The following is a 22,196-nucleotide window of genomic DNA, read 5'->3' on the forward strand; positions in this document are numbered from 1 at the left end:
GATGATGACTATACCGCGCAGGGCGCACAGGGGTTAGCCAATATGTGGTCTTGTGGCCAGCGACGCCAGGTTACAGCAAAAACAAATCATTGATGTCACTGATGGCAGGCCATGGAGAGGGCAGAAACCCACCCTGCCAGCGGCATCGTACGCGCAGGCAGGATGAGGAAGTCAATATTAGCCTTCCTGAAGCATCAGCTCCAGCTGCTCCTGGGCCTCCAGCCAGGCCATTTCACACTCCTCCAGCCCGGACTTCGCGCTGGCCTGCTGCTGCAGGCATTCGGTTAGTTCGGCTTTACGTGAGGCGTCATAAAGCTCACTGTCGCCAAGTTTTTCTTCCGCACTGGCCAACTGCGCGTTGAGCTTGTCCATCTCTTTTTCCAGACGGGCGATCTCTTTGCGCAGCGGTTGGGTCTGGCTGCGCAGTTCCGCTTCCCGACGCTTCTGGTCCTTGCGCGCCTGCGCGCTGTTGCCGCTCTCTTTTGGCGCGTCGCTGCTCTGTGATTCCTGTTTTTGCGAGTCGCTGAGCCACTGCTGATAATCTTCCAGATCGCCGTCGAACGGCTCGACTTTACCGTCATGGACGAGGTACAGATCGTCGGTGGTGGAGCGGATCAGGTGACGATCGTGCGACACGACAACCAGCGCCCCTTCAAAGTCGATCAGCGCTTCGGTTAAGGCCTGACGCATATCGAGGTCAAGGTGGTTGGTCGGTTCATCGAGCAGCAGCAGGTTAGGGCGCTGCCAGACGATCAGGGCCAGTACCAGGCGCGCTTTTTCTCCACCAGAGAAGCGGCGGGTCTCTTCGCTGACCTTATCGCCCTGGAAACCAAAGCCGCCCAGATAATCACGCAGTTTCTGCTCCAGTTCCTGCGGGGCCAGGCGCGCCAGGTGCTGCAGCGGCGACTCATCGGCACGCAGGAACTCCAGTTGATGCTGGGCGAAGTAGCCGAGCTTGATACCTTTTGCGAGACCGATCTCGCCGCTCACCGGCTGGAGTTCACCCGCCAGCAGCTTAATCAGAGTCGACTTCCCGGCGCCGTTGCGGCCCAGCAGGCCGATGCGCGAGCCCGGCACCAGATTGAGCTTGATGGAGTCGAGGATAATACGCTCGCCGTAACCGGCGCTGACTTTCTCCATTTTCAGTAACGGGTTAGGCAGACTCTCCGGCTGGCGGAAGCTGAAGTGGAACGGGTTATCCACGTGCGCCGGGGCGATAAGCTCCATCCGTTCGAGCATTTTGATACGGCTTTGCGCCTGCTTGGCCTTGGTGGCCTTAGCGCGGAAGCGGTCGATATAGCTTTGCAGATGCGCAACGCGCTGCTGCTGGCTTTCGTACATCGCCTGCTGCTGAGAGAGACGGGTAGCGCGCTGCACTTCGAACGAGCTGTAGTTACCGGTGTACTCAAACATCGTCTGCTGTTCGATATGGATAATTTTGTCGACGATAGGATCGAGAAAATCGCGATCGTGGGAGATCAGGATCAGCGTCCCTGTGTAACCCTTAAGCCATTTTTCGAGCCAGATGACGGCATCGAGGTCGAGGTGGTTAGTCGGTTCATCGAGCAGCAGCAGATCGGAGCGGCAAATCAGCGCCTGGGCGAGGTTAAGGCGCATACGCCAGCCGCCGGAAAAATCGCTGACCGGCCGCTCCAGCTGTTCGTTGCTGAATCCCAGACCGTGCAGCAGGCTGGCAGCGCGCGAACGGATGGTCCAGGCGTCGATGGCGTCCAGCTTGCCGTGGACCGTGGCGATGGCATGGCCGTCGTTGCGCTCATTTGCCTGCTGGAGCGCGGCTTCCAGCTGGCGGTATTCACGATCGCCATCAATAACATAATCGATAGCCGGCTGAGGCAGCGCCGGGGTTTCCTGATTCACCCATGCCAGCTGCCAGCTGCCTGGAAAGGTCATACTGCCGCCGTCAGCGCTTATCTCGTTTTTCAAAAGCGATAGCAGCGTCGATTTCCCGCAGCCGTTTTTGCCCACCAGACCGACCTTTTGGCCAGGGTTGATGGTAGCGGTGGCGTTGTCCAGCAGGACGCGTACGCCGCGACGAATTTGTAACGAGGAGAAAACAATCATAAGGCGCCGTATGTTCAGACTATGTTAATTTGTCATTATGATAATGTAGTGTGGAAGCGAATCGCTTCACCGGGCCGCCATGGTAGCCCAAAACGAAGACGATACACAAAGTCATTCTGGCGGTGTCAGAACACCGGGGCTGCGCAGGCCGCCAGAAGACCTACGGGAGGGGAATGATGTCTCAGACAGCGAAAGTGTTGCTGCTGTATGCCCACCCAGAATCTCATGATTCCGTGGCCAACCGGGTTTTATTAGAGCCGGCCTTACAGTTGCCGAACGTCACCGTGCACGATCTTTACGCGCACTATCCGGATTTTTTTATCGATATCGCTCATGAACAGGACCTGCTGCGCCAGCATGAGGTGATTGTTTTCCAGCATCCTTTATATACCTGGAGCTGTCCGGCGCTGCTCAAGGAGTGGCTGGATCGTGTGTTAAGCCGCGGCTTCGCCAGCGGTGCCGGAGGAAACGAACTGGCGGGAAAGTACTGGCGTAGTGTGATCACCACCGGCGAACCTGAGAGCGCCTACCGTCGCGATGCCAATCGCTATCCGATGAACGATATTTTACGTCCTTTTGAACTGACCGCCGGCATGTGCCGTATGCACTGGATGAGCCCCATTATTGTCTACTGGGCACGGCGGCAACAGCCAGAGGAATTGCGTAGCCGCGCTCGGGCCTACCGGGACTGGCTGGCCAATCCCCTTACCGCCGGAGGTATACATGGCGGGATCTGATTTGCTGCTGGCGGGCGTTCTTTTTTTGTTCGCCGCCGTTATTGCCGTACCTCTGGCCTCAAGATTGGGTATTGGCGCGGTGCTGGGCTATCTGCTGGCCGGGATTGCGATTGGCCCGTGGGGACTTGGGTTTATCAGCGATGTGGATGAAATTCTCCATTTCTCTGAGCTCGGCGTAGTGTTTCTGATGTTTATCATCGGCCTGGAGCTTAATCCGGCCAAGCTATGGCGGCTGCGGAGCTCCATCTTCGGCGTTGGCGCGGCGCAGGTGATGCTCAGCGCGGCGATCCTCGGCGGTCTGCTGATGACGACCGGGTTTTCATGGCAGGCGGCGGTGGTCGGCGGGATCGGCCTGGCGATGTCTTCCACCGCCATGGCGCTGCAGCTGATGCGTGAGAAGGGAATGAGCCGCAGCGAATCGGGGCAGTTAGGCTTTTCGGTCCTGCTGTTTCAGGATCTGGCGGTGATCCCGGCGCTGGCGCTGGTGCCCCTGCTGGCCGGTTCCGCGGATGAGCATGTTAACTGGCTGACGGTCGGTATGAAGGTCCTGGCCTTTGCCGGGATGCTGATTGGCGGACGCTATCTGCTGCGGCCGGTGTTCCGTTTCATCGCCAGCTCAGGGGTCAGGGAAGTATTTACTGCCGCCACGCTACTGCTGGTCCTTGGGTCGGCGCTGTTTATGGAGGCGCTGGGGTTGTCGATGGCGCTGGGTACCTTTATCGCCGGCGTGCTGCTGGCGGAAAGCGAGTATCGCCACGAACTGGAAATCGCTATCGATCCGTTCAAGGGGCTGCTGCTCGGGCTGTTCTTTATCTCCGTCGGCATGGCGCTGAACCTTGGCGTGCTGTATACCCATCTGCTGTGGGTGGCGGTGAGCGTGGCGGTGCTGGTGGCGGTAAAAATGCTGGTGCTCTATCTCCTGGCCCGTCTCTATGGCCTGCGAAGTTCAGAGCGGATGCAGTTTGCGGGCGTATTAAGCCAGGGCGGCGAGTTCGCCTTTGTCCTCTTTTCGCTGCCCGCCTCTCAGCGGTTGTTCCAGCATGACCAGATGGCGCTGCTGCTGGTGGCGGTGACGTTGTCGATGATGACGACGCCGCTGCTGATGAAGGGGATAGATAAGCTATTGTCGCGACGGCTGAATCCGGCAGATGATACCGATGAGGCGCCGTGGGTGGAGGATGACAAGCCGCAGGTGATTATTGTCGGGTTTGGTCGCTTTGGTCAGGTTATCGGTCGCCTGCTGATGGCCAATAAGATGCGTATTACGGTGCTGGAGCGGGACATCAGCGCGGTGAATCTGATGCGTAACTATGGCTATAAAGTCTATTTTGGCGATGCCACCCAGCTGGAGCTGCTGCGCTCGGCGGGAGCGGAAGAGGCGCAGTCGATCGTCATCACCTGTAATGAGCCAGAAGACACCATGCGGCTGGTGGAAATGTGTCAACAACACTTTCCACATCTGCATATTCTGGCCCGCGCTCGCGGTCGCGTTGAGGCGCATGAGCTGCTGCAGGCCGGTGTGACGCAGTTTTCTCGTGAAACCTTTTCCAGTGCACTGGAACTGGGGCGCAAAGCGCTCATCACCCTGGGGATGCATCCTCACCAGGCCCAGCGCGCGCAACTGCACTTCCGACGGCTCGATATGCGAATGCTGCGCGAGTTAATGCCAGTGCATACTGATACGGTACAGGTATCTCGCGTGCGGGAAGCCCGACGCGAACTGGAAGAGATTTTTCAGCGTGAAATGCAGAAAGAAAGCCGGCAGCTGGACGGCTGGGACGAGTTTGAATAAAGGTAAATCATATGGCAGTGCGTAAACGTTTTATTGCCGGGGCGAAATGTCCGGCGTGCCAGGCGCAGGATTCGCTGGCGATGTGGCGTGAGAATAATGTCGATGTCGTTGAATGCGTTAAGTGCGGTCATCAGATGCGTGAGGCGGATAAAGAGGCCCGTGAGCATGTACGCAAAGAGGAGCAGGTGATTGGCATTTTTCATCCCGACTAGCGTTATCCGTCGGCTTTTTTTAAGCTAGAGGGTACACGGCTGCAGAATTCCGCTACAATCTGCGCCACTATTCTTCCCATCTCAGGAGATATCATGAAAGTAGCAAAAGACCTGGTGGTCAGCCTGGCCTATCAGGTACGTACAGAAGACGGTGTGTTGGTTGATGAGTCTCCGGTAAGCGCGCCGCTGGATTACCTGCACGGTCACGGCTCCCTGATTTCCGGCCTGGAAAACGCGCTGGATGGCCACGAAGTGGGCGACAAATTTGACGTAGCTGTCGGCGCTAACGACGCTTACGGCCAGTATGACGAAAACCTGGTGCAGCGTGTACCGAAAGACGTCTTTATGGGCGTTGATGAACTGCAGGTTGGTATGCGCTTCCTGGCGGAAACCGATCAGGGTCCAGTACCGGTAGAAATCACTGAAGTTGAAGACGACCACGTTGTGGTTGATGGCAACCACATGCTGGCTGGCCAGAACCTGAAGTTCAATGTGGAAGTTGTCGCTATTCGTGAAGCAACGGCTGAAGAGCTGGAGCATGGTCACGTGCATGGCGCTCATGGCCACGATCACGATCATGACCATGGTCATGACGGTTGCTGCGGCGGCCACGGCCACGATCATGGTCACGACCATGAACACGGCAAAGGTGGTTGCGGTAACGGCGGTTGCGGTTGCCACTAATGGCGTCGCGTTCGCGCGGATAGCCAAAAAAAGCGGGGAAACCCGCTTTTTTTACGTCTCAATAATGGGGAGGCGGCGTCTCTTCTGCCTGAGAGGCGATATGGGACGGTTGGGTCGCCTTCAGTTTCTCGATCATCAGACGCATATGCTCCCGCATCTTCGCCATCTCTATCTCGTGGGCGGTCACGGTTTTATTGAGGTCTTCGATGGTGATTTCCTGAAACGCCAGCCGGCTTTCCAGCTCTGCAAGGCGCGTTTCTAATGTGCTATCGTGCATGGGTAACCTCTTTAGTCTGATCCTGCGAGCGGATTCTACTTAAGTTTCTCTTTTCGCGCAGCATCGCTGCGTCTGACAGGAAACTTATTCATACAAAAATAGTCCTAAAAGAGGCGATATTCAGGAACGTCCGTATGTAGATTTTAACGGCAACGTTCTATAGTACGTTTTTTGCTTTTTACGATAACCCTGGGGTGAGAGGCCCCGGCCCTGGAGAAATGGATGAAATCACTGTTTAAAGTAACGCTGCTGGCGACCACAATGGCCGTCGCCCTGAATGCACCGCTGACCTTTGCTGCAGATGCGGCGGCGAAGGCAGCCCCAGCGGCTGAGAGTAAATCGGCATTTAAAAATGACGATCAGAAATCCGCCTATGCACTGGGCGCGTCTCTCGGGCGTTACATGGAAAACTCCCTGAAAGAACAAGAAAAGCTGGGCATTAAGCTGGACAAAGCCCAGTTGATCGCCGGCGTACAGGACGCGTTTGCCGATAAGAGCAAGCTGTCCGACCAGGAGATCGAACAGACTCTGCAGGCCTTTGAAACGCGCGTGAAGACCGCGGCTCAGCAGAAAATGGAAAAAGACGCGACTGAGAACGAAGCCAAAGGCAAAACCTTCCGCGATAGCTTTGCTAAAGAGAAGGGCGTGAAAACCTCGAAAACTGGCCTGCTGTATAAAGTCGAGAAAGAAGGCACTGGTGATGCGCCGAAAGACAGCGACACCGTGGTGGTTAACTACAAAGGCACCCTGATCGACGGTAAAGAGTTTGATAACTCTTATACCCGCGGTGAGCCGCTCTCTTTCCGCCTGGACGGCGTGATCCCGGGCTGGACGGAAGGCCTGAAGAACATCAAGAAAGGCGGTAAAATCAAGCTGGTCATTCCACCGGATCTGGCTTACGGCAAAACCGGCGTTCCGGGGATCCCGGCCAACTCTACGCTGGTCTTTGACGTAGAACTGCTGGATATCAAACCGGCGCCGAAGGCGGATGCACAGCCGGAAGCCGCTGGCGACGCGAAAGCCGCAGACGCGAACGCTGACGCTAAGAAGTAATCGGGTTCAGGCCGCCGTCTCGTCAGAGGCGGCGGCTTTTTTATTGAGCGCAGATATAATTAAAACTGGAAAGATCCTCAGGCGCTGTATTACTTTAGATAGCTTAATAATGATGATGAGCCTGCCCTGACAATAACGACAGGCTCCTGAAAAGGAGTGCTTTTTTTCATGTCCAGGTCGCTTTTAACCAACGAAACCAGCGAGCTTGACCTGCTGGATCAACGTCCCTTTGACCAGACCGATTTCGATATTCTTAAATCTTATGAAGCGGTGGTGGACGGGTTGGCGATGCTCATCGGTTCGCACTGTGAAATCGTGCTACATTCTTTGCAGGATCTTAAATGCTCTGCCATCCGTATCGCCAATGGTGAACATACCGGCCGCCAAATCGGTTCACCGATTACCGATCTTGCGCTGCGCATGCTGCACGATATGACGGGCGCCGATAGCAGCGTTTCCAAATGCTACTTCACCCGTGCCAAAAGCGGCGTACTGATGAAGTCGGTGACGATAGCCATTCGCAATCGCGATCATCGGGTGATCGGTCTGCTGTGCATCAACATGAATCTGGATGTGCCTTTTTCACAGATCATGAGCACCTTTATTCCGCCAGAAACGCCGGAGGTCAACTCACCGGTGAACTTTGCTTCCTCGGTTGACGATCTGGTCGCGCAGACGCTGGAATTCACCATTGAAGAGGTGAACGCCGATCGCAGCGTGTCTAATAATGCGAAAAACCGCCAAATCGTGCTGAATCTCTACGAAAAAGGGATCTTCGATATCAAAGACGCCATTAACCAGGTGGCCGATCGTCTGAATATCTCCAAGCATACCGTCTACCTCTATATCCGCCAGTTCAAGAGCGGCGATTTCCAGGGGCTGGATAAGTAATGCGTTTTGCCCTCACGGTGACTGGCCCTGCCTATGGGACCCAGCAGGCGAGCAGCGCCTGGCAGTTTGCCCAGGCCGTATTGCAGGAAGGTCATGAACTGGCATGCGTTTTTTTCTATCGCGAAGGCGTGCTCAACGCTAACCAACTGACGGCGCCCGCCAGCGATGAGTTCGATCTGGTGCGCGCGTGGCAATCATTGCACGATGAACAAGGTGTGGCACTACACATCTGCGTGGCGGCTGCCTTGCGTCGAGGCGTAACGGACGAGCGTGAGGCGCAACAGCTCGCGCTGGCCAGCCACAATTTGCAACCCGGCTTCACGCTGAGCGGGCTCGGTGCGCTGGCGGAAGCCGCGCTCACTTGCGATCGGATGGTGCAGTTCTGATGAAACGTGTGGCTTTTATTTTTTCCTCCGCGCCGCACGGCAGCGCCGCCGGCAGGGAAGGGCTCGATGCCTTATTAGCAACCTCCGCGCTCACCGACGAGATTGGCGTGTTCTTTGTAGGCGACGGCGTTTTTCAACTGCTGCCCGATCAACGGCCGGGTGCAGTGCTGGCTCGCGACTACATAGCCACCTTTAAACTGCTGTCACTGTATGACATCGATCAGTGCTGGCTGTGTGCCGACTCCGCGCGGGAGCGCGGTCTGGACCCCGCTACTCCGTGGGCGGTGGATGTCGAATGCCTGGCGCCGGATGCCCTGCGCGCCCGTCTGCATGAATTTGATGTGATTTTGAGTTTCTGAGGCCCCCATGCTCCATACGCTCAGTGTTTCTCCCTGGCATGCCGATATCGCAGCAATGCTTCGCGTGATGGATCACGGCGACGATCTGTTATTGCTGTCTGATGGCGTCACGGCGGCCATCGCCGGCGGTCGCTTCCTTGAGATCCTGCAATCCGCCCCCATAACCCTCTATGTGCTGCAAGACGACGTTGACGCCCGCGGGCTGGCTGGTCAAATTGCGGACAGTGTCGGTAGGGTTAGCTATACTGATTTCGTCAGACTCACGGTAAAACATGCCGGTCAGCTGGCCTGGTGATGGCGGGATCGTTGTATATTTCTTGACACCTTTTCGGCACCGCCCTAAAATTCTGCGTCCTCATATTATATGAGGCGATTTATTACGTGTTTACGAAGCAAAAGCTAAAACCAGGAGCTATTTAATGGCAACAATTAACCAGCTGGTACGCAAACCACGCGCACGCAAAGTTGCAAAGAGCAACGTGCCTGCGCTGGAAGCCTGCCCGCAGAAACGTGGCGTATGTACTCGCGTATATACCACCACTCCTAAGAAACCGAACTCCGCACTGCGTAAAGTTTGCCGTGTGCGTCTGACTAACGGTTTCGAAGTCACCTCCTACATCGGTGGTGAAGGTCACAACCTGCAGGAGCACTCCGTGATCCTGATCCGTGGCGGTCGTGTTAAAGACCTTCCGGGTGTTCGTTACCACACCGTTCGTGGTGCGCTTGACTGCTCCGGCGTTAAAGACCGTAAGCAGGCTCGCTCCAAGTACGGCGTGAAGCGTCCTAAGGCTTAATGGTTCTCCGTTAAGTAAGGCCAAACTGATTTACCTTAATGTCATACTAAACTCTTAGAGTTTTGGACAATCCTGAATTAACAACGGAGTATTTCCATGCCACGTCGTCGCGTCATTGGTCAGCGTAAAATTCTGCCGGATCCGAAGTTCGGATCAGAACTGCTGGCTAAATTTGTCAATATCCTGATGGTAGATGGTAAAAAATCTACTGCAGAAGCAATCGTATACAGCGCGCTGGAGACCCTGGCTCAGCGCTCTGGTAAAAATGAACTGGAAGCTTTCGAAGTCGCTCTCGACAACGTGCGCCCGACTGTAGAAGTTAAGTCTCGCCGCGTTGGTGGTTCTACTTATCAGGTTCCAGTTGAAGTTCGTCCGGTTCGTCGTAATGCTCTGGCAATGCGTTGGATCGTTGAAGCTGCTCGTAAACGCGGTGATAAATCCATGGCTCTGCGCCTGGCGAACGAACTCACTGATGCTGCAGACAACAAAGGTACTGCAGTTAAGAAACGTGAAGACGTTCACCGTATGGCCGAAGCCAACAAGGCGTTCGCACACTACCGTTGGTAATCCCTTCGGAGTCATAGTCACCAGGCGGGCGCTTCAGATGAGTCGCCCGCTCTGGATAACTTAACTGAACGCCTAAAGAAATAAACGAGGAATCAAATGGCTCGTACAACACCCATCGCACGCTACCGTAACATCGGTATCAGTGCGCACATCGACGCCGGTAAAACCACTACTACCGAACGTATTCTGTTCTACACCGGTGTAAACCACAAAATCGGTGAAGTTCATGACGGCGCCGCTACCATGGACTGGATGGAGCAGGAGCAGGAACGTGGTATCACCATCACTTCCGCTGCGACTACTGCATTCTGGTCTGGTATGGCTAAGCAGTATGAACCGCACCGTGTAAACATCATCGACACCCCGGGGCACGTTGACTTCACTATCGAAGTAGAACGTTCCATGCGTGTTCTTGATGGTGCGGTAATGGTTTACTGCGCAGTTGGTGGTGTTCAGCCACAGTCTGAAACCGTATGGCGTCAGGCAAACAAATATAAAGTTCCGCGCATTGCGTTCGTTAACAAAATGGACCGCATGGGTGCGAACTTCCTGAAAGTTGTTGGTCAGATCAAAACCCGTCTGGGCGCGAACCCGGTTCCGCTGCAGCTGGCGATTGGTGCTGAAGAAGGTTTCACCGGTGTTGTTGACCTGGTGAAAATGAAAGCCATCAACTGGAACGATGCAGACCAGGGCGTTACCTTCGAATACGAAGATATCCCGGCTGACATGCAGGACCTGGCTGACGAATGGCACCAGAACCTGATCGAGTCCGCTGCGGAAGCTTCCGAAGAGCTGATGGAGAAATACCTGGGTGGTGAAGAACTGACTGAAGAAGAGATCAAAAAAGCTCTGCGTCAGCGTGTTCTGAACAACGAAATCATCCTGGTAACCTGCGGTTCTGCGTTCAAGAACAAAGGTGTTCAGGCGATGCTGGATGCGGTAATTGATTACCTGCCATCCCCGGTTGATGTTCCGGCAATCAACGGTATTCTGGACGACGGTAAAGATACCCCGGCTGAGCGTCACGCAAGCGACGAAGAGCCGTTCTCTGCACTGGCGTTCAAAATCGCTACCGACCCGTTTGTTGGTAACCTGACCTTCTTCCGTGTGTACTCCGGTGTGGTTAACTCTGGTGATACCGTACTGAACTCCGTGAAAGCTGCACGTGAGCGTTTCGGTCGTATCGTACAGATGCACGCTAACAAACGTGAAGAGATCAAAGAAGTTCGCGCGGGCGACATCGCTGCTGCTATCGGTCTGAAAGACGTAACCACTGGTGACACCCTGTGTGACCCGGATGCGCCGATCATTCTGGAGCGTATGGAATTCCCTGAGCCGGTAATCTCCATCGCCGTTGAGCCGAAAACCAAAGCTGACCAGGAAAAAATGGGTCTGGCTTTGGGTCGTCTGGCTAAAGAAGACCCGTCATTCCGCGTATGGACTGACGAAGAGTCTAACCAGACCATCATCGCCGGTATGGGTGAGCTGCACCTCGACATCATCGTTGACCGTATGAAGCGTGAATTCAACGTTGAAGCGAACGTCGGTAAACCTCAGGTTGCTTACCGTGAAGCGATTCGCGCGAAAGTTACCGATATCGAAGGTAAACACGCCAAGCAGTCTGGTGGTCGTGGTCAGTACGGTCACGTTGTGATCGACATGTACCCGCTGGAGCCGGGCTCTAACCCGAAAGGTTACGAGTTCATCAACGACATCAAAGGTGGTGTAATTCCTGGCGAATACATCCCGGCCGTTGATAAAGGCATCCAGGAACAGCTGAAAGCTGGTCCGCTGGCAGGTTACCCGGTAGTTGATATGGGTATCCGTCTGCACTTCGGTTCTTACCACGACGTTGACTCCTCTGAGCTGGCGTTTAAACTGGCTGCGTCTATTGCCTTTAAAGAAGGCTTTAAGAAAGCAAAACCAGTTCTGCTTGAGCCGATCATGAAGGTTGAAGTAGAAACTCCGGAAGAGAACACGGGTGATGTTATCGGTGACTTGAGCCGTCGTCGCGGTATGCTGCGCGGTCAGGAATCCGAAGTAACCGGCGTTAAGATCCACGCTGAAGTACCGCTGTCCGAAATGTTCGGTTATGCAACTCAGCTGCGTTCTCTGACCAAAGGTCGTGCATCATACACCATGGAATTCCTGAAGTATGATGATGCGCCGAACAACGTTGCTCAGGCCGTTATTGAAGCCCGTGGTAAATAATCCACAGGATTAAAACCTAAGTCCCGTGCTCTCTCCGAAGGGGAGAGCACTATAGTAAGGAATATAGCCGTGTCTAAAGAAAAATTTGAACGTACAAAACCGCACGTCAACGTTGGTACTATCGGCCACGTTGACCATGGTAAAACTACCCTGACTGCTGCCATCACTACCGTTCTGGCTAAAACCTACGGTGGTTCTGCTCGTGCATTCGACCAGATCGATAACGCACCGGAAGAAAAAGCTCGTGGTATCACCATCAACACCTCTCACGTTGAATATGACACCCCGACTCGCCACTACGCGCACGTAGACTGCCCGGGCCACGCCGACTATGTTAAAAACATGATCACCGGTGCTGCGCAGATGGACGGCGCGATCCTGGTTGTTGCTGCGACTGACGGCCCGATGCCGCAGACTCGTGAGCACATCCTGCTGGGTCGTCAGGTAGGCGTTCCGTACATCATCGTGTTCCTGAACAAATGCGACATGGTTGATGACGAAGAGCTGCTGGAACTGGTTGAGATGGAAGTTCGTGAACTGCTGTCTCAGTACGATTTCCCGGGCGACGACACTCCGATCGTTCGTGGTTCTGCTCTGAAAGCGCTGGAAGGCGACGCAGAGTGGGAAGCGAAAATCATCGAACTGGCTGGCCACCTGGATACCTATATCCCGGAACCAGAGCGTGCGATTGACAAGCCGTTCCTGCTGCCGATCGAAGACGTATTCTCCATCTCCGGTCGTGGTACCGTTGTTACCGGTCGTGTAGAGCGCGGTATCATCAAAGTCGGTGAAGAAGTTGAAATCGTTGGTATCAAAGACACCGCGAAAACCACCTGTACTGGCGTTGAAATGTTCCGCAAACTGCTGGACGAAGGCCGTGCTGGTGAGAACGTTGGTGTTCTGCTGCGTGGTATCAAACGTGAAGAAATCGAACGTGGTCAGGTACTGGCTAAGCCGGGCAGCATCAAGCCGCACACCAAGTTCGAATCTGAAGTGTACATCCTGTCCAAAGACGAAGGCGGCCGTCATACTCCGTTCTTCAAAGGCTACCGTCCGCAGTTCTACTTCCGTACTACTGACGTGACTGGCACCATCGAACTGCCGGAAGGCGTAGAGATGGTTATGCCGGGCGACAACATCAAAATGGTTGTTACCCTGATCCACCCGATCGCGATGGACGACGGTCTGCGTTTCGCAATCCGTGAAGGCGGCCGTACCGTTGGCGCGGGCGTTGTAGCTAAAGTTCTGGGCTAATTCGTTAGCTTCGAATAAAAAGGGCGCTTCGGCGCCCTTTTTGCTGCGCGCAGTTCCGCGAAATAACGTGTACAACACACCATTCATAACGTGCGCTGCGGCGGATAATGCGCAAATGGTCTATTGTAATCATAACTATTCTCATTTAATATTTGTGCATAAATTGAACGGGAGTTTATATGTACGTTTGTTTGTGCAATGGCGTTAGCGATAAAAAAATTCGCCAGGTTGTTCGCCAGTTTCAACCGCAATCTTTTCAGCAATTACGTAAGTTTGTTCCCGTTGGAAATCAATGCGGTAAGTGTGTTCGAGCTGCACGTGAAGTGATGGAAGATGAATTAACCACCATGCCGGAATTCAAAGAAATCGCCTGAAGTCCGCGCTTCTCTTTTGACATCCCTATAGGCCGGACTACGCTTCAATAAGTGGAAGCGGAGGGACTATATAATGAAAGGTGATGTCAAAATCATAAGTTATCTCAATAAATTATTGGGAAATGAGCTGGTCGCAATCAATCAGTACTTTCTCCATGCGAGAATGTTCAAAAACTGGGGTCTGATGCGCCTCAACGATATTGAGTACCACGAATCAATTGATGAAATGAAGCACGCCGATAAGTACATCGAGCGTATTCTTTTCCTCGAAGGCATTCCTAATCTGCAGGATCTCGGCAAACTTGGCATCGGTGAAGATGTGGAAGAGATGCTGCAGTCAGATTTACGCCTGGAGCTGGAAGGCGCGCAAAACCTGCGTGAAGCGATCGCCTATGCCGACAGCGTACATGACTATGTCAGCCGCGATATGATGATTGAGATCCTGGCGGATGAAGAAGGCCATATCGACTGGCTGGAAACCGAACTCGATCTCATTGGCAAAATTGGCCTGCAAAATTACCTGCAGTCGCAGATCAAAGTGTCAGATTAGCCAGCGTTTGCCACCCGCACCAGAAACCTGCTGCCGCCAGAAATGGCCCAAATGGCAGCGGGTTATTCTTTTCCCATTTTCTGTTGCCGCCGCACCTGGCGGACAGTCCCAATATCACCCACGTCATGGCAGCGAGCAATGACGCTACCAGCACCAGCTGCGGCAGCATTCGCCAGCCATGCCAGGCCCCAAGGGCGGCGAGATATTTTATATCGCCATAGCCTAATCCTTCATGCCCACGGACCCTGCGGTATAGCCAATAAAGGGCGGCAAACGAGAGATAGCCGGCTAGTGCTCCCCAGACAGCCTCGTTGAGCTGATGCGGCGCCAGACAGAGATAAAAAAGCAAGCCGCTCCATAGCAGGGGACAGGTGAAACGGTCTGGCAGCAAGCCGTAACGCAGGTCCTGCTGACATAATGCTAGCGTCAATCCGCTATAGAACAGTAAGAAGGGGAGGGCGGCGAGCATAGGTTACCCCGTGATGAGCAATGAACATGGCCTCACTATGCTTATCGGCTCGGCGCAGGGCAAAATGCAATTTTCGAGAGTGGATGGCGCTTTGCGGATTTATTGGCAGCGTTACGGCGCTTGCACAGCGCACTATCGCGAAGACGCGCAAATCCCGGTGATGATTTTCTAAACAGCGCTTGCGTCGTGCCAGAATTTGCGTATAATGCGCGGGCCTGTCAAAGTTGACAGCCGGTTCGATATGAACCCTGATAGTGCTTTTTGCTATCAAACAATGTTCCCAATCGGGGGACTATGTAAGAACGGTTACACTCTCCCATCAATCGTAATGGGTATGAGGAGTAATCATTTCGTCTATAAAATAATTGGAGCTCTGGTCTCATGCAGAACCAAAGAATCCGTATCCGCCTTAAAGCGTTTGATCATCGTCTGATCGATCAATCAACCGCGGAAATCGTCGAGACTGCTAAGCGCACTGGTGCGCAAGTCCGTGGTCCGATCCCGCTGCCGACCCGCAAAGAGCGCTTTACCGTTCTGATCTCCCCGCACGTCAACAAAGACGCGCGTGATCAGTACGAGATTCGCACTCACAAGCGTCTGGTTGACATCGTTGAGCCAACTGAAAAAACCGTTGATGCTCTGATGCGTCTGGATCTGGCTGCCGGTGTAGACGTGCAGATCAGCCTGGGTTAATCAGGTCATCGAGCGATTGAGAGGTTGAAACAATGATTGGTTTAGTCGGTAAAAAAGTGGGCATGACCCGCATCTTCACTGAAGATGGCGTATCTATCCCAGTAACCGTAATCGAAGTTGAAGCAAACCGCGTTACTCAGGTTAAAGACCTGGCTAACGATGGCTACCGCGCAATCCAGGTTACCACCGGTGCTAAAAAAGCTAACCGTGTAACCAAGCCGGAAGCGGGTCACTTCGCTAAAGCTGGCGTTGAAGCTGGCCGTGGTCTGTGGGAATTCCGTCTTGCTGACGGCGAAGAATTCACCGTAGGTCAGAACATTAGCGTTGAACTGTTTGCTGACGTTAAAAAAGTTGACGTAACCGGTACCTCTAAAGGTAAAGGTTTTGCTGGTACCGTTAAGCGCTGGAACTTCCGTACCCAGGACGCTACTCACGGTAACTCCTTGTCTCACCGCGTTCCGGGTTCTATCGGTCAGAACCAGACTCCGGGCAAAGTGTTCAAAGGCAAGAAAATGGCAGGTCAGCTGGGTAATGAGCGTGTAACCGTTCAGAGCCTGGACGTAGTACGTGTTGACGCTGAGCGCAACCTGCTGCTGGTTAAAGGTGCTGTCCCGGGTGCTACCGGTAGCGACCTGATCGTTAAACCAGCTGTGAAGGCGTGAGGAGATAGCAATGGAATTAGTATTGAAAGACGCGCAGAGCGCGCTGACTGTTTCCGAAACTACCTTCGGTCGTGATTTCAACGAAGCGCTGGTTCACCAGGTTGTTGTTGCTTATGCAGCTGGTGCGCGTCAGGGCACTCGTGCTCAGAAGACTCGTGCTGAAATCACTGGCTCCGGTAAAAAACCGTGGCGCCAGAAAGGTACCGGCCGTGCGCGTTCTGGTTCTATCAAGAGCCCGATCTGGCGTTCCGGTGGCGTGACCTTCGCTGCTCGTCCGCAGGACCACAGTCAAAAAGTTAACAAGAAGATGTACCGCGGCGCGCTGAAAAGCATTCTGTCCGAACTGGTACGTCAGGATCGTCTGATCGTTGTCGAGAAGTTCTCTGTTGAAGCGCCGAAAACTAAGCTGCTGGCACAGAAACTGAAAGACATGGCTCTGGAAGATGTGCTGATCATCACCGGTGAGCTGGACGAGAACCTGTTCCTGGCCGCACGTAACCTGCACAAGGTTGACGTACGTGATGCGAACGGTATCGACCCGGTTAGCCTGATCGCCTTCGACAAAGTCGTAATGACTGCTGATGCTGTTAAGCAAGTTGAGGAGATGCTGGCATGATTCGTGAAGAACGTCTGCTGAAGGTGCTGCGCGCACCGCACGTTTCTGAAAAAGCGTCTACTGCGATGGAAAAAACAAACACCATCGTTCTCAAAGTTGCTAAAGACGCGACCAAAGCAGAAATCAAAGCTGCTGTGCAGAAACTGTTTGAAGTCGAAGTCGAAGTCGTTAACACCCTGGTAGTTAAAGGGAAAGTTAAACGTCACGGACAGCGTATCGGTCGTCGTAGCGACTGGAAAAAAGCTTACGTCACCCTGAAGGAAGGCCAGAATCTGGACTTCGTTGGCGGCGCTGAGTAAGTCGGAGGAGTAATACAATGGCAGTTGTTAAATGTAAACCGACATCTCCGGGTCGTCGCCACGTCGTTAAAGTGGTTAACCCAGAGCTGCACAAGGGCAAACCTTTTGCTCCGTTGCTGGAAAAAAACAGCAAATCCGGTGGTCGTAACAACAATGGCCGTATCACCACCCGTCATATCGGTGGTGGCCACAAGCAGGCTTACCGTATTGTTGACTTCAAACGCAACAAAGATGGTATCCCGGCAGTTGTTGAACGTCTTGAGTACGATCCGAACCGCTCCGCGAACATCGCGCTGGTTCTGTACAAAGACGGCGAGCGCCGTTACATCCTGGCCCCGAAAGGCCTGAAAGCTGGTGACCAGATTCAGTCTGGCGTTGATGCTGCAATCAAAGCAGGCAACACCCTGCCGATGCGCAATATCCCGGTTGGTTCTACCGTTCATAACGTAGAAATGAAACCAGGTAAAGGCGGTCAGCTGGCACGTTCCGCTGGTACTTACGTTCAGATCGTTGCTCGTGATGGTGCTTATGTCACCCTGCGTCTGCGTTCTGGTGAAATGCGTAAAGTCGAAGCAGACTGCCGCGCTACTCTGGGCGAAGTTGGCAATGCTGAGCATATGCTGCGCGTTCTGGGTAAAGCAGGTGCTGCACGCTGGCGTGGTGTTCGTCCTACCGTTCGCGGTACTGCGATGAACCCAGTAGACCACCCACATGGTGGTGGTGAAGGTCGTAACTTTGGTAAGCACCCGGTATCCCCGTGGGGCCTGCAGACCAAAGGTAAGAAGACCCGCAGCAACAAGCGTACTGATAAATTCATCGTACGTCGCCGTAGCAAATAATTTTAGAGGATAAGCCATGCCACGTTCTCTCAAGAAAGGTCCTTTTATTGACCTGCACTTGCTGAAGAAGGTAGAGAAAGCGGTGGAAAGCGGAGACAAGAAGCCCCTGCGCACTTGGTCCCGTCGTTCAACGATCTTTCCTAACATGATCGGTTTGACCATCGCTGTCCATAATGGTCGTCAGCACGTTCCAGTCTTTGTTTCCGACGAAATGGTTGGTCACAAACTGGGTGAATTCGCACCGACTCGTACTTATCGCGGCCACGCTGCTGATAAAAAAGCGAAGAAGAAATAAGGTAGGAGGAAGAGATGGAAACTTTAGCTCAACATCGCCATGCTCGTTCTTCTGCTCAGAAGGTTCGCCTCGTAGCTGACCTGATTCGCGGTAAGAAAGTGTCGCAGGCCCTGGATATTCTGACCTACACCAACAAAAAAGCTGCTGTACTGGTCAAGAAGGTACTGGAATCTGCCATTGCTAACGCTGAACACAACGATGGCGCTGACATTGATGATCTGAAAGTTGCGAAAATTTTCGTAGACGAAGGCCCGAGCATGAAGCGCATTATGCCGCGTGCTAAAGGTCGTGCAGATCGCATCCTGAAGCGCACCAGCCACATCACTGTGGTTGTGTCCGATCGCTGAGACTCTGGAGACTAGCAATGGGTCAGAAAGTACATCCTAATGGTATTCGCCTGGGTATTGTCAAACCATGGAACTCTACCTGGTTCGCGAACACCAAAGAATTCGCTGACAACCTGGACAGCGATTTTAAAGTACGTCAGTTCCTGACAAAAGAACTGGCTAAAGCGTCTGTATCTCGCATCGTTATCGAGCGTCCGGCTAAGAGCATCCGTGTGACCATTCACACTGCTCGCCCGGGTATCGTTATCGGTAAGAAAGGCGAAGACGTAGAAAAACTGCGCAAGGTCGTAGCGGATATCGCTGGCGTACCTGCACAGATCAATATTGCCGAAGTTCGTAAGCCTGAACTGGACGCTAAATTGGTTGCTGACAGCATCACTTCTCAGCTGGAACGTCGCGTTATGTTCCGTCGTGCGATGAAGCGTGCTGTACAGAACGCAATGCGTCTGGGCGCTAAAGGTATCAAAGTTGAAGTTAGCGGCCGTCTGGGCGGCGCGGAAATCGCACGTACCGAATGGTACCGTGAAGGTCGCGTACCGCTGCACACTCTGCGTGCTGACATCGACTACAACACCTCTGAAGCGCACACCACTTACGGTGTAATCGGCGTTAAGGTATGGATCTTCAAAGGTGAGATCCTGGGTGGTATGGCTGCTGTTGAACAACCGGAACCGGCTGCTCAACCTAAAAAGCAGCAGCGTAAAGGCCGTAAATAAGGAGCGTCGCTGATGTTACAACCAAAGCGTACAAAATTCCGTAAAGTGCACAAAGGCCGCAACCGTGGTCTGGCGCAGGGTACGGATGTTAGCTTCGGCACTTTCGGTCTGAAAGCTGTTGGCCGTGGTCGTCTGACTGCCCGTCAGATCGAAGCAGCACGTCGTGCTATGACCCGTGCAGTTAAGCGTCAAGGTAAGATCTGGATCCGTGTATTCCCGGACAAACCGATCACCGAGAAGCCGCTGGAAGTTCGTATGGGTAAAGGTAAAGGTAACGTGGAGTACTGGGTTGCCTTGATTCAGCCGGGTAAAGTCCTGTATGAAATGGACGGTGTACCGGAAGAGCTGGCCCGTGAAGCATTCGGCCTGGCAGCAGCGAAACTGCCGATCAAAACCACCTTTGTAACTAAGACGGTGATGTAATGAAAGCAAAAGAGCTGCGTGAAAAAAGCGTTGAAGAGCTGAACGCTGAGCTGCTGAACCTGCTGCGTGAGCAGTTCAACCTGCGTATGCAGGCTGCAAGTGGCCAGCTGCAACAGACTCATCTGCTGAAGCAAGTGCGTCGTGATGTTGCACGCGTTAAGACTTTACTGACTCAGAAGGCGGGTGCGTAATGACCGATAAAATCCGTACTCTGCAAGGTCGCGTAGTTAGCGACAAAATGGAGAAATCCATTGTTGTTGCTATCGAACGTATGGTGAAACACCCGGTATACGGCAAATTCATCAAACGTACGACCAAACTGCACGTACATGACGAGAACAACGAATGCGGTATCGGTGACGTGGTTGAAATCCGCGAATGCCGTCCGCTGTCCAAGACTAAGTCCTGGACGCTGGTTCGCGTTGTAGAGAAAGCGGTTCTGTAATAGAGTACGCATTCTCGATACGGATAAACGGCTCAGCGATGAGCCGTTTATTTTTTCTACCCATATCTGGTTTGTGGTGTTATAATGCCGCGCCCTCGATATGGGGCTTTTTAACGACCCTAATTTTCGGGTCTCAGTAGTAGTTGACATTAGCGGAGCACTAAAATGATCCAAGAACAGACTATGCTGAACGTCGCCGACAACTCCGGTGCACGTCGCGTAATGTGTATCAAGGTTCTGGGTGGCTCGCACCGTCGCTACGCAGGCGTAGGCGACATCATCAAGATCACCATCAAGGAAGCAATTCCGCGTGGTAAGGTCAAAAAAGGTGATGTGCTGAAGGCGGTAGTGGTGCGCACCAAGAAGGGTGTTCGTCGCCCGGACGGTTCTGTCATTCGCTTCGATGGTAATGCATGCGTTATTCTGAACAATAACAGCGAGCAGCCTATCGGTACGCGTATTTTTGGGCCGGTAACTCGTGAACTTCGTACCGAGAAGTTCATGAAAATTATCTCTCTGGCACCAGAAGTACTCTAAGGAGCGAATCATGGCAGCTAAAATCCGTCGTGATGACGAAGTTATCGTGTTAACCGGTAAAGATAAAGGTAAACGCGGTAAAGTAAAAAATGTCCTGTCTTCCGGCAAGGTCATTGTTGAAGGTATCAACCTGGTTAAGAAACATCAGAAGCCGGTTCCGGCCCTGAACCAACCAGGCGGCATCGTAGAGAAAGAAGCAGCTATTCAGATCTCTAACCTTGCTATCTTCAACGCGGCAACCGGCAAGGCTGACCGTGTAGGCTTTAGATTCGAAGACGGCAAAAAAGTCCGTTTCTTCAAGTCTAACAGCGAAACTATCAAGTAATTTGGAGTAGTACGATGGCGAAACTGCATGATTACTACAAAGACGAAGTAGTCGCTAAACTCATGACTGAGTTTAACTACAATTCTGTCATGCAAGTCCCTCGGGTCGAGAAGATCACCCTGAACATGGGTGTTGGTGAAGCGATCGCTGACAAGAAACTGCTGGATAACGCAGCAGCTGACCTGACAGCAATCTCCGGTCAAAAACCGCTGATCACCAAAGCACGCAAATCAGTTGCAGGCTTCAAAATCCGTCAGGGCTATCCGATCGGCTGTAAAGTAACTCTGCGCGGCGAGCGCATGTGGGAGTTCTTTGAGCGCCTGATCACTATTGCTGTACCGCGTATCCGTGACTTCCGTGGCTTGTCCGCTAAGTCTTTCGACGGCCGTGGTAACTACAGCATGGGTGTCCGTGAGCAGATCATCTTCCCAGAAATCGACTACGATAAAGTCGACCGCGTTCGTGGTTTGGATATTACCATTACCACTACTGCGAAATCTGATGAAGAAGGCCGCGCTCTGCTGGCTGCCTTTGACTTCCCGTTCCGCAAGTAAGGTAGGGTTACTTAATGGCTAAGCAATCAATGAAAGCACGCGAAGTAAAGCGCGTGGCTTTAGCTGATAAATTCTTCGCTAAACGCGCTGAACTGAAAGCTATCATCTCTGATGTGAACGCAACCGACGAAGATCGTTGGAACGCTGTTCTCAAGCTGCAGACTCTGCCGCGTGATTCCAGCCCGTCTCGTCAGCGTAATCGCTGCCGTCAAACAGGTCGTCCGCATGGTTTCCTGCGGAAGTTCGGGTTGAGCCGTATTAAGGTCCGTGAAGCCGCTATGCGCGGTGAAATCCCGGGTCTGAAAAAGGCTAGCTGGTAATTGTCACCAATTGAATCACGGGAGTAAAGACAGATGAGCATGCAAGATCCGATCGCGGATATGCTGACCCGTATCCGTAACGGTCAGGCCGCGAATAAAGCTGCGGTCACCATGCCTTCCTCCAAGCTGAAAGTGGCAATTGCCAACGTGCTGAAGGAAGAAGGCTTTATTGAAGATTTTAAAGTTGAAGGCGACATCAAGCCGGAACTGGAACTGACTCTTAAGTATTTCCAGGGTAAAGCTGTTGTAGAAAGCATTCAGCGTGTCAGCCGCCCAGGTCTGCGCATCTACAAACGTAAAGATGAGCTGCCGAAAGTTATGGCGGGTCTGGGTATCGCAGTTGTTTCTACCTCTAAAGGTGTTATGACTGATCGTGCAGCGCGCCAGGCTGGTCTTGGTGGCGAAATTATCTGCTACGTAGCCTAATCGGAGG

The 22,196-nt window shown here is 53.2% G+C and carries 35 protein-coding genes; 32 read left to right on the forward strand and 3 right to left on the reverse strand.

From position 1 onward, the window contains the following. Positions 1-177: 177 nt before the first annotated feature. Positions 178-2,082 carry an ABC transporter ATP-binding protein gene (locus AC3EMD_RS01965; RefSeq protein ID WP_023323334.1) on the reverse strand — a complete coding sequence of 635 codons (1,905 nt, stop codon included), beginning with the start codon at positions 2,080-2,082 and terminating at the stop codon, positions 178-180. A gap of 173 nt (positions 2,083-2,255) precedes the next feature. Between AC3EMD_RS01965 and kefG the strand changes: the two genes are divergently transcribed. From kefG to slyD, 4 genes are all read left to right on the forward strand, one after another. After that, positions 2,256-2,819: a glutathione-regulated potassium-efflux system ancillary protein KefG gene (kefG, locus tag AC3EMD_RS01970; protein ID WP_008807037.1), complete on the forward strand. Its 564-nt coding sequence runs from the start codon at positions 2,256-2,258 to the stop codon at positions 2,817-2,819. Continuing rightward, positions 2,806-4,611 carry a glutathione-regulated potassium-efflux system protein KefB gene (gene kefB / locus AC3EMD_RS01975; protein WP_008807038.1) on the forward strand — a complete coding sequence of 602 codons (1,806 nt, stop codon included), beginning with the start codon at positions 2,806-2,808 and terminating at the stop codon, positions 4,609-4,611. Before kefG ends, kefB begins: the two co-directional genes overlap by 14 nt. An 11-nt stretch (positions 4,612-4,622) precedes the next feature. Then, the gene (locus AC3EMD_RS01980; protein WP_002920143.1) at positions 4,623-4,823 is read left to right on the forward strand and encodes a YheV family putative zinc ribbon protein; all 201 of its coding nucleotides are present in this window, start codon (positions 4,623-4,625) and stop codon (positions 4,821-4,823) included. A 93-nt stretch (positions 4,824-4,916) separates the two neighbouring features. After that, entirely contained in the window at positions 4,917-5,507 is a 591-nt protein-coding gene (gene slyD / locus AC3EMD_RS01985; RefSeq protein ID WP_008807039.1) for a peptidylprolyl isomerase, read from the forward strand. Positions 5,508-5,565: 58 nt separating this feature from the next. On the opposite strand, the gene AC3EMD_RS01990 is transcribed toward slyD, so the two are convergent. Continuing rightward, entirely contained in the window at positions 5,566-5,784 is a 219-nt protein-coding gene (locus AC3EMD_RS01990; RefSeq protein ID WP_002920136.1) for a protein SlyX, read from the reverse strand. Between the two features lie 222 nt (positions 5,785-6,006). On the opposite strand from AC3EMD_RS01990, the gene fkpA reads away from it, so the two are divergent. The 11 genes from fkpA to bfr all read left to right on the forward strand — a co-directional run bounded on the left by fkpA (position 6,007) and on the right by bfr (position 14,223). After that, complete coding sequence (gene fkpA, locus AC3EMD_RS01995) at positions 6,007-6,837, forward strand: FKBP-type peptidyl-prolyl cis-trans isomerase (RefSeq protein ID WP_012540430.1); 831 nt, start codon at positions 6,007-6,009, stop codon at positions 6,835-6,837. A gap of 168 nt (positions 6,838-7,005) precedes the next feature. After that, positions 7,006-7,728, forward strand: a complete 723-nt coding sequence (locus AC3EMD_RS02000) for a helix-turn-helix transcriptional regulator (protein ID WP_002920130.1) — start codon at positions 7,006-7,008, stop codon at positions 7,726-7,728. Further along, positions 7,728-8,114, forward strand: a complete 387-nt coding sequence (gene tusD, locus AC3EMD_RS02005) for a sulfurtransferase complex subunit TusD (protein ID WP_008807041.1) — start codon at positions 7,728-7,730, stop codon at positions 8,112-8,114. The genes AC3EMD_RS02000 and tusD overlap by 1 nt, the downstream gene beginning before the upstream one ends. After that, positions 8,114-8,473: a sulfurtransferase complex subunit TusC gene (gene tusC / locus AC3EMD_RS02010; protein WP_302073913.1), complete on the forward strand. Its 360-nt coding sequence runs from the start codon at positions 8,114-8,116 to the stop codon at positions 8,471-8,473. Before tusD ends, tusC begins: the two co-directional genes overlap by 1 nt. 7 nt (positions 8,474-8,480) lie before the next feature. Then, positions 8,481-8,768, forward strand: coding sequence for a sulfurtransferase complex subunit TusB (tusB, locus tag AC3EMD_RS02015; protein ID WP_008807043.1), 288 nt, complete (start codon positions 8,481-8,483; stop codon positions 8,766-8,768). Between the two features lie 124 nt (positions 8,769-8,892). Further along, entirely contained in the window at positions 8,893-9,267 is a 375-nt protein-coding gene (rpsL, locus tag AC3EMD_RS02020; protein ID WP_002920115.1) for a 30S ribosomal protein S12, read from the forward strand. Between the two features lie 96 nt (positions 9,268-9,363). Then, complete coding sequence (gene rpsG / locus AC3EMD_RS02025) at positions 9,364-9,834, forward strand: 30S ribosomal protein S7 (protein ID WP_008807044.1); 471 nt, start codon at positions 9,364-9,366, stop codon at positions 9,832-9,834. A gap of 96 nt (positions 9,835-9,930) precedes the next feature. Next, positions 9,931-12,045 carry an elongation factor G gene (gene fusA / locus AC3EMD_RS02030; protein WP_008807045.1) on the forward strand — a complete coding sequence of 705 codons (2,115 nt, stop codon included), beginning with the start codon at positions 9,931-9,933 and terminating at the stop codon, positions 12,043-12,045. A gap of 69 nt (positions 12,046-12,114) precedes the next feature. Then, positions 12,115-13,299 carry an elongation factor Tu gene (gene tuf, locus AC3EMD_RS02035; protein ID WP_012540432.1) on the forward strand — a complete coding sequence of 395 codons (1,185 nt, stop codon included), beginning with the start codon at positions 12,115-12,117 and terminating at the stop codon, positions 13,297-13,299. 179 nt (positions 13,300-13,478) lie between these two features. Beyond that, on the forward strand, positions 13,479-13,673 hold the full coding sequence (bfd, locus tag AC3EMD_RS02040; protein ID WP_004152415.1) for a bacterioferritin-associated ferredoxin: 195 nt from the start codon (positions 13,479-13,481) through the stop codon (positions 13,671-13,673). 73 nt (positions 13,674-13,746) lie between these two features. Further along, positions 13,747-14,223, forward strand: coding sequence for a bacterioferritin (gene bfr / locus AC3EMD_RS02045; protein WP_004206792.1), 477 nt, complete (start codon positions 13,747-13,749; stop codon positions 14,221-14,223). On the opposite strand, the gene AC3EMD_RS02050 is transcribed toward bfr, so the two are convergent. After that, a complete protein-coding gene (locus AC3EMD_RS02050) occupies positions 14,207-14,692 on the reverse strand; it encodes a prepilin peptidase (protein ID WP_087499161.1) in 486 nt (161 codons plus the stop codon). The genes bfr and AC3EMD_RS02050 overlap by 17 nt on opposite strands. Before the next feature lie 13 nt (positions 14,693-14,705). On the opposite strand from AC3EMD_RS02050, the gene AC3EMD_RS02055 reads away from it, so the two are divergent. The 17 genes from AC3EMD_RS02055 to rpsH all read left to right on the forward strand — a co-directional run bounded on the left by AC3EMD_RS02055 (position 14,706) and on the right by rpsH (position 22,189). Further along, positions 14,706-14,864 (forward strand): hypothetical protein, encoded by a 159-nt coding sequence (locus tag AC3EMD_RS02055; RefSeq protein WP_153242722.1) that lies wholly within the window; start codon positions 14,706-14,708, stop codon positions 14,862-14,864. A 209-nt stretch (positions 14,865-15,073) separates the two neighbouring features. Then, a complete protein-coding gene (gene rpsJ / locus AC3EMD_RS02060; protein WP_001181005.1) occupies positions 15,074-15,385 on the forward strand; it encodes a 30S ribosomal protein S10 in 312 nt (103 codons plus the stop codon). A gap of 32 nt (positions 15,386-15,417) precedes the next feature. After that, positions 15,418-16,047: a 50S ribosomal protein L3 gene (rplC, locus tag AC3EMD_RS02065; protein ID WP_002919796.1), complete on the forward strand. Its 630-nt coding sequence runs from the start codon at positions 15,418-15,420 to the stop codon at positions 16,045-16,047. Positions 16,048-16,057: 10 nt separating this feature from the next. Then, a complete protein-coding gene (gene rplD, locus AC3EMD_RS02070) occupies positions 16,058-16,663 on the forward strand; it encodes a 50S ribosomal protein L4 (protein WP_002919794.1) in 606 nt (201 codons plus the stop codon). Beyond that, complete coding sequence (gene rplW, locus AC3EMD_RS02075) at positions 16,660-16,962, forward strand: 50S ribosomal protein L23 (protein ID WP_000617546.1); 303 nt, start codon at positions 16,660-16,662, stop codon at positions 16,960-16,962. Before rplD ends, rplW begins: the two co-directional genes overlap by 4 nt. A 17-nt stretch (positions 16,963-16,979) precedes the next feature. Continuing rightward, entirely contained in the window at positions 16,980-17,801 is an 822-nt protein-coding gene (rplB, locus tag AC3EMD_RS02080; RefSeq protein ID WP_002919786.1) for a 50S ribosomal protein L2, read from the forward strand. Between the two features lie 16 nt (positions 17,802-17,817). Continuing rightward, on the forward strand, positions 17,818-18,096 hold the full coding sequence (gene rpsS / locus AC3EMD_RS02085; RefSeq protein ID WP_001138115.1) for a 30S ribosomal protein S19: 279 nt from the start codon (positions 17,818-17,820) through the stop codon (positions 18,094-18,096). A 14-nt stretch (positions 18,097-18,110) separates the two neighbouring features. After that, on the forward strand, positions 18,111-18,443 hold the full coding sequence (rplV, locus tag AC3EMD_RS02090) for a 50S ribosomal protein L22 (RefSeq protein ID WP_002919773.1): 333 nt from the start codon (positions 18,111-18,113) through the stop codon (positions 18,441-18,443). 17 nt (positions 18,444-18,460) lie between these two features. Further along, positions 18,461-19,159: a 30S ribosomal protein S3 gene (rpsC, locus tag AC3EMD_RS02095; protein ID WP_002919766.1), complete on the forward strand. Its 699-nt coding sequence runs from the start codon at positions 18,461-18,463 to the stop codon at positions 19,157-19,159. Positions 19,160-19,171: 12 nt separating this feature from the next. Then, positions 19,172-19,582, forward strand: coding sequence for a 50S ribosomal protein L16 (gene rplP / locus AC3EMD_RS02100; RefSeq protein ID WP_002919759.1), 411 nt, complete (start codon positions 19,172-19,174; stop codon positions 19,580-19,582). Continuing rightward, on the forward strand, positions 19,582-19,773 hold the full coding sequence (gene rpmC, locus AC3EMD_RS02105) for a 50S ribosomal protein L29 (protein ID WP_002919754.1): 192 nt from the start codon (positions 19,582-19,584) through the stop codon (positions 19,771-19,773). Before rplP ends, rpmC begins: the two co-directional genes overlap by 1 nt. Then, a complete protein-coding gene (rpsQ, locus tag AC3EMD_RS02110; protein ID WP_004106347.1) occupies positions 19,773-20,027 on the forward strand; it encodes a 30S ribosomal protein S17 in 255 nt (84 codons plus the stop codon). The genes rpmC and rpsQ overlap by 1 nt, the downstream gene beginning before the upstream one ends. A 165-nt stretch (positions 20,028-20,192) precedes the next feature. Then, positions 20,193-20,564, forward strand: coding sequence for a 50S ribosomal protein L14 (rplN, locus tag AC3EMD_RS02115; protein ID WP_002919748.1), 372 nt, complete (start codon positions 20,193-20,195; stop codon positions 20,562-20,564). Between the two features lie 10 nt (positions 20,565-20,574). Next, positions 20,575-20,889 (forward strand): 50S ribosomal protein L24, encoded by a 315-nt coding sequence (rplX, locus tag AC3EMD_RS02120; protein WP_003031122.1) that lies wholly within the window; start codon positions 20,575-20,577, stop codon positions 20,887-20,889. Positions 20,890-20,903: 14 nt separating this feature from the next. Further along, complete coding sequence (gene rplE, locus AC3EMD_RS02125) at positions 20,904-21,443, forward strand: 50S ribosomal protein L5 (RefSeq protein WP_003031123.1); 540 nt, start codon at positions 20,904-20,906, stop codon at positions 21,441-21,443. A gap of 14 nt (positions 21,444-21,457) precedes the next feature. Then, entirely contained in the window at positions 21,458-21,763 is a 306-nt protein-coding gene (gene rpsN / locus AC3EMD_RS02130; protein WP_002919667.1) for a 30S ribosomal protein S14, read from the forward strand. A 33-nt stretch (positions 21,764-21,796) separates the two neighbouring features. Continuing rightward, positions 21,797-22,189, forward strand: a complete 393-nt coding sequence (gene rpsH, locus AC3EMD_RS02135; protein WP_008807048.1) for a 30S ribosomal protein S8 — start codon at positions 21,797-21,799, stop codon at positions 22,187-22,189. Positions 22,190-22,196 lie beyond the last annotated feature (7 nt).

Source organism: Klebsiella sp. PK18 (assembly GCF_057784655.1).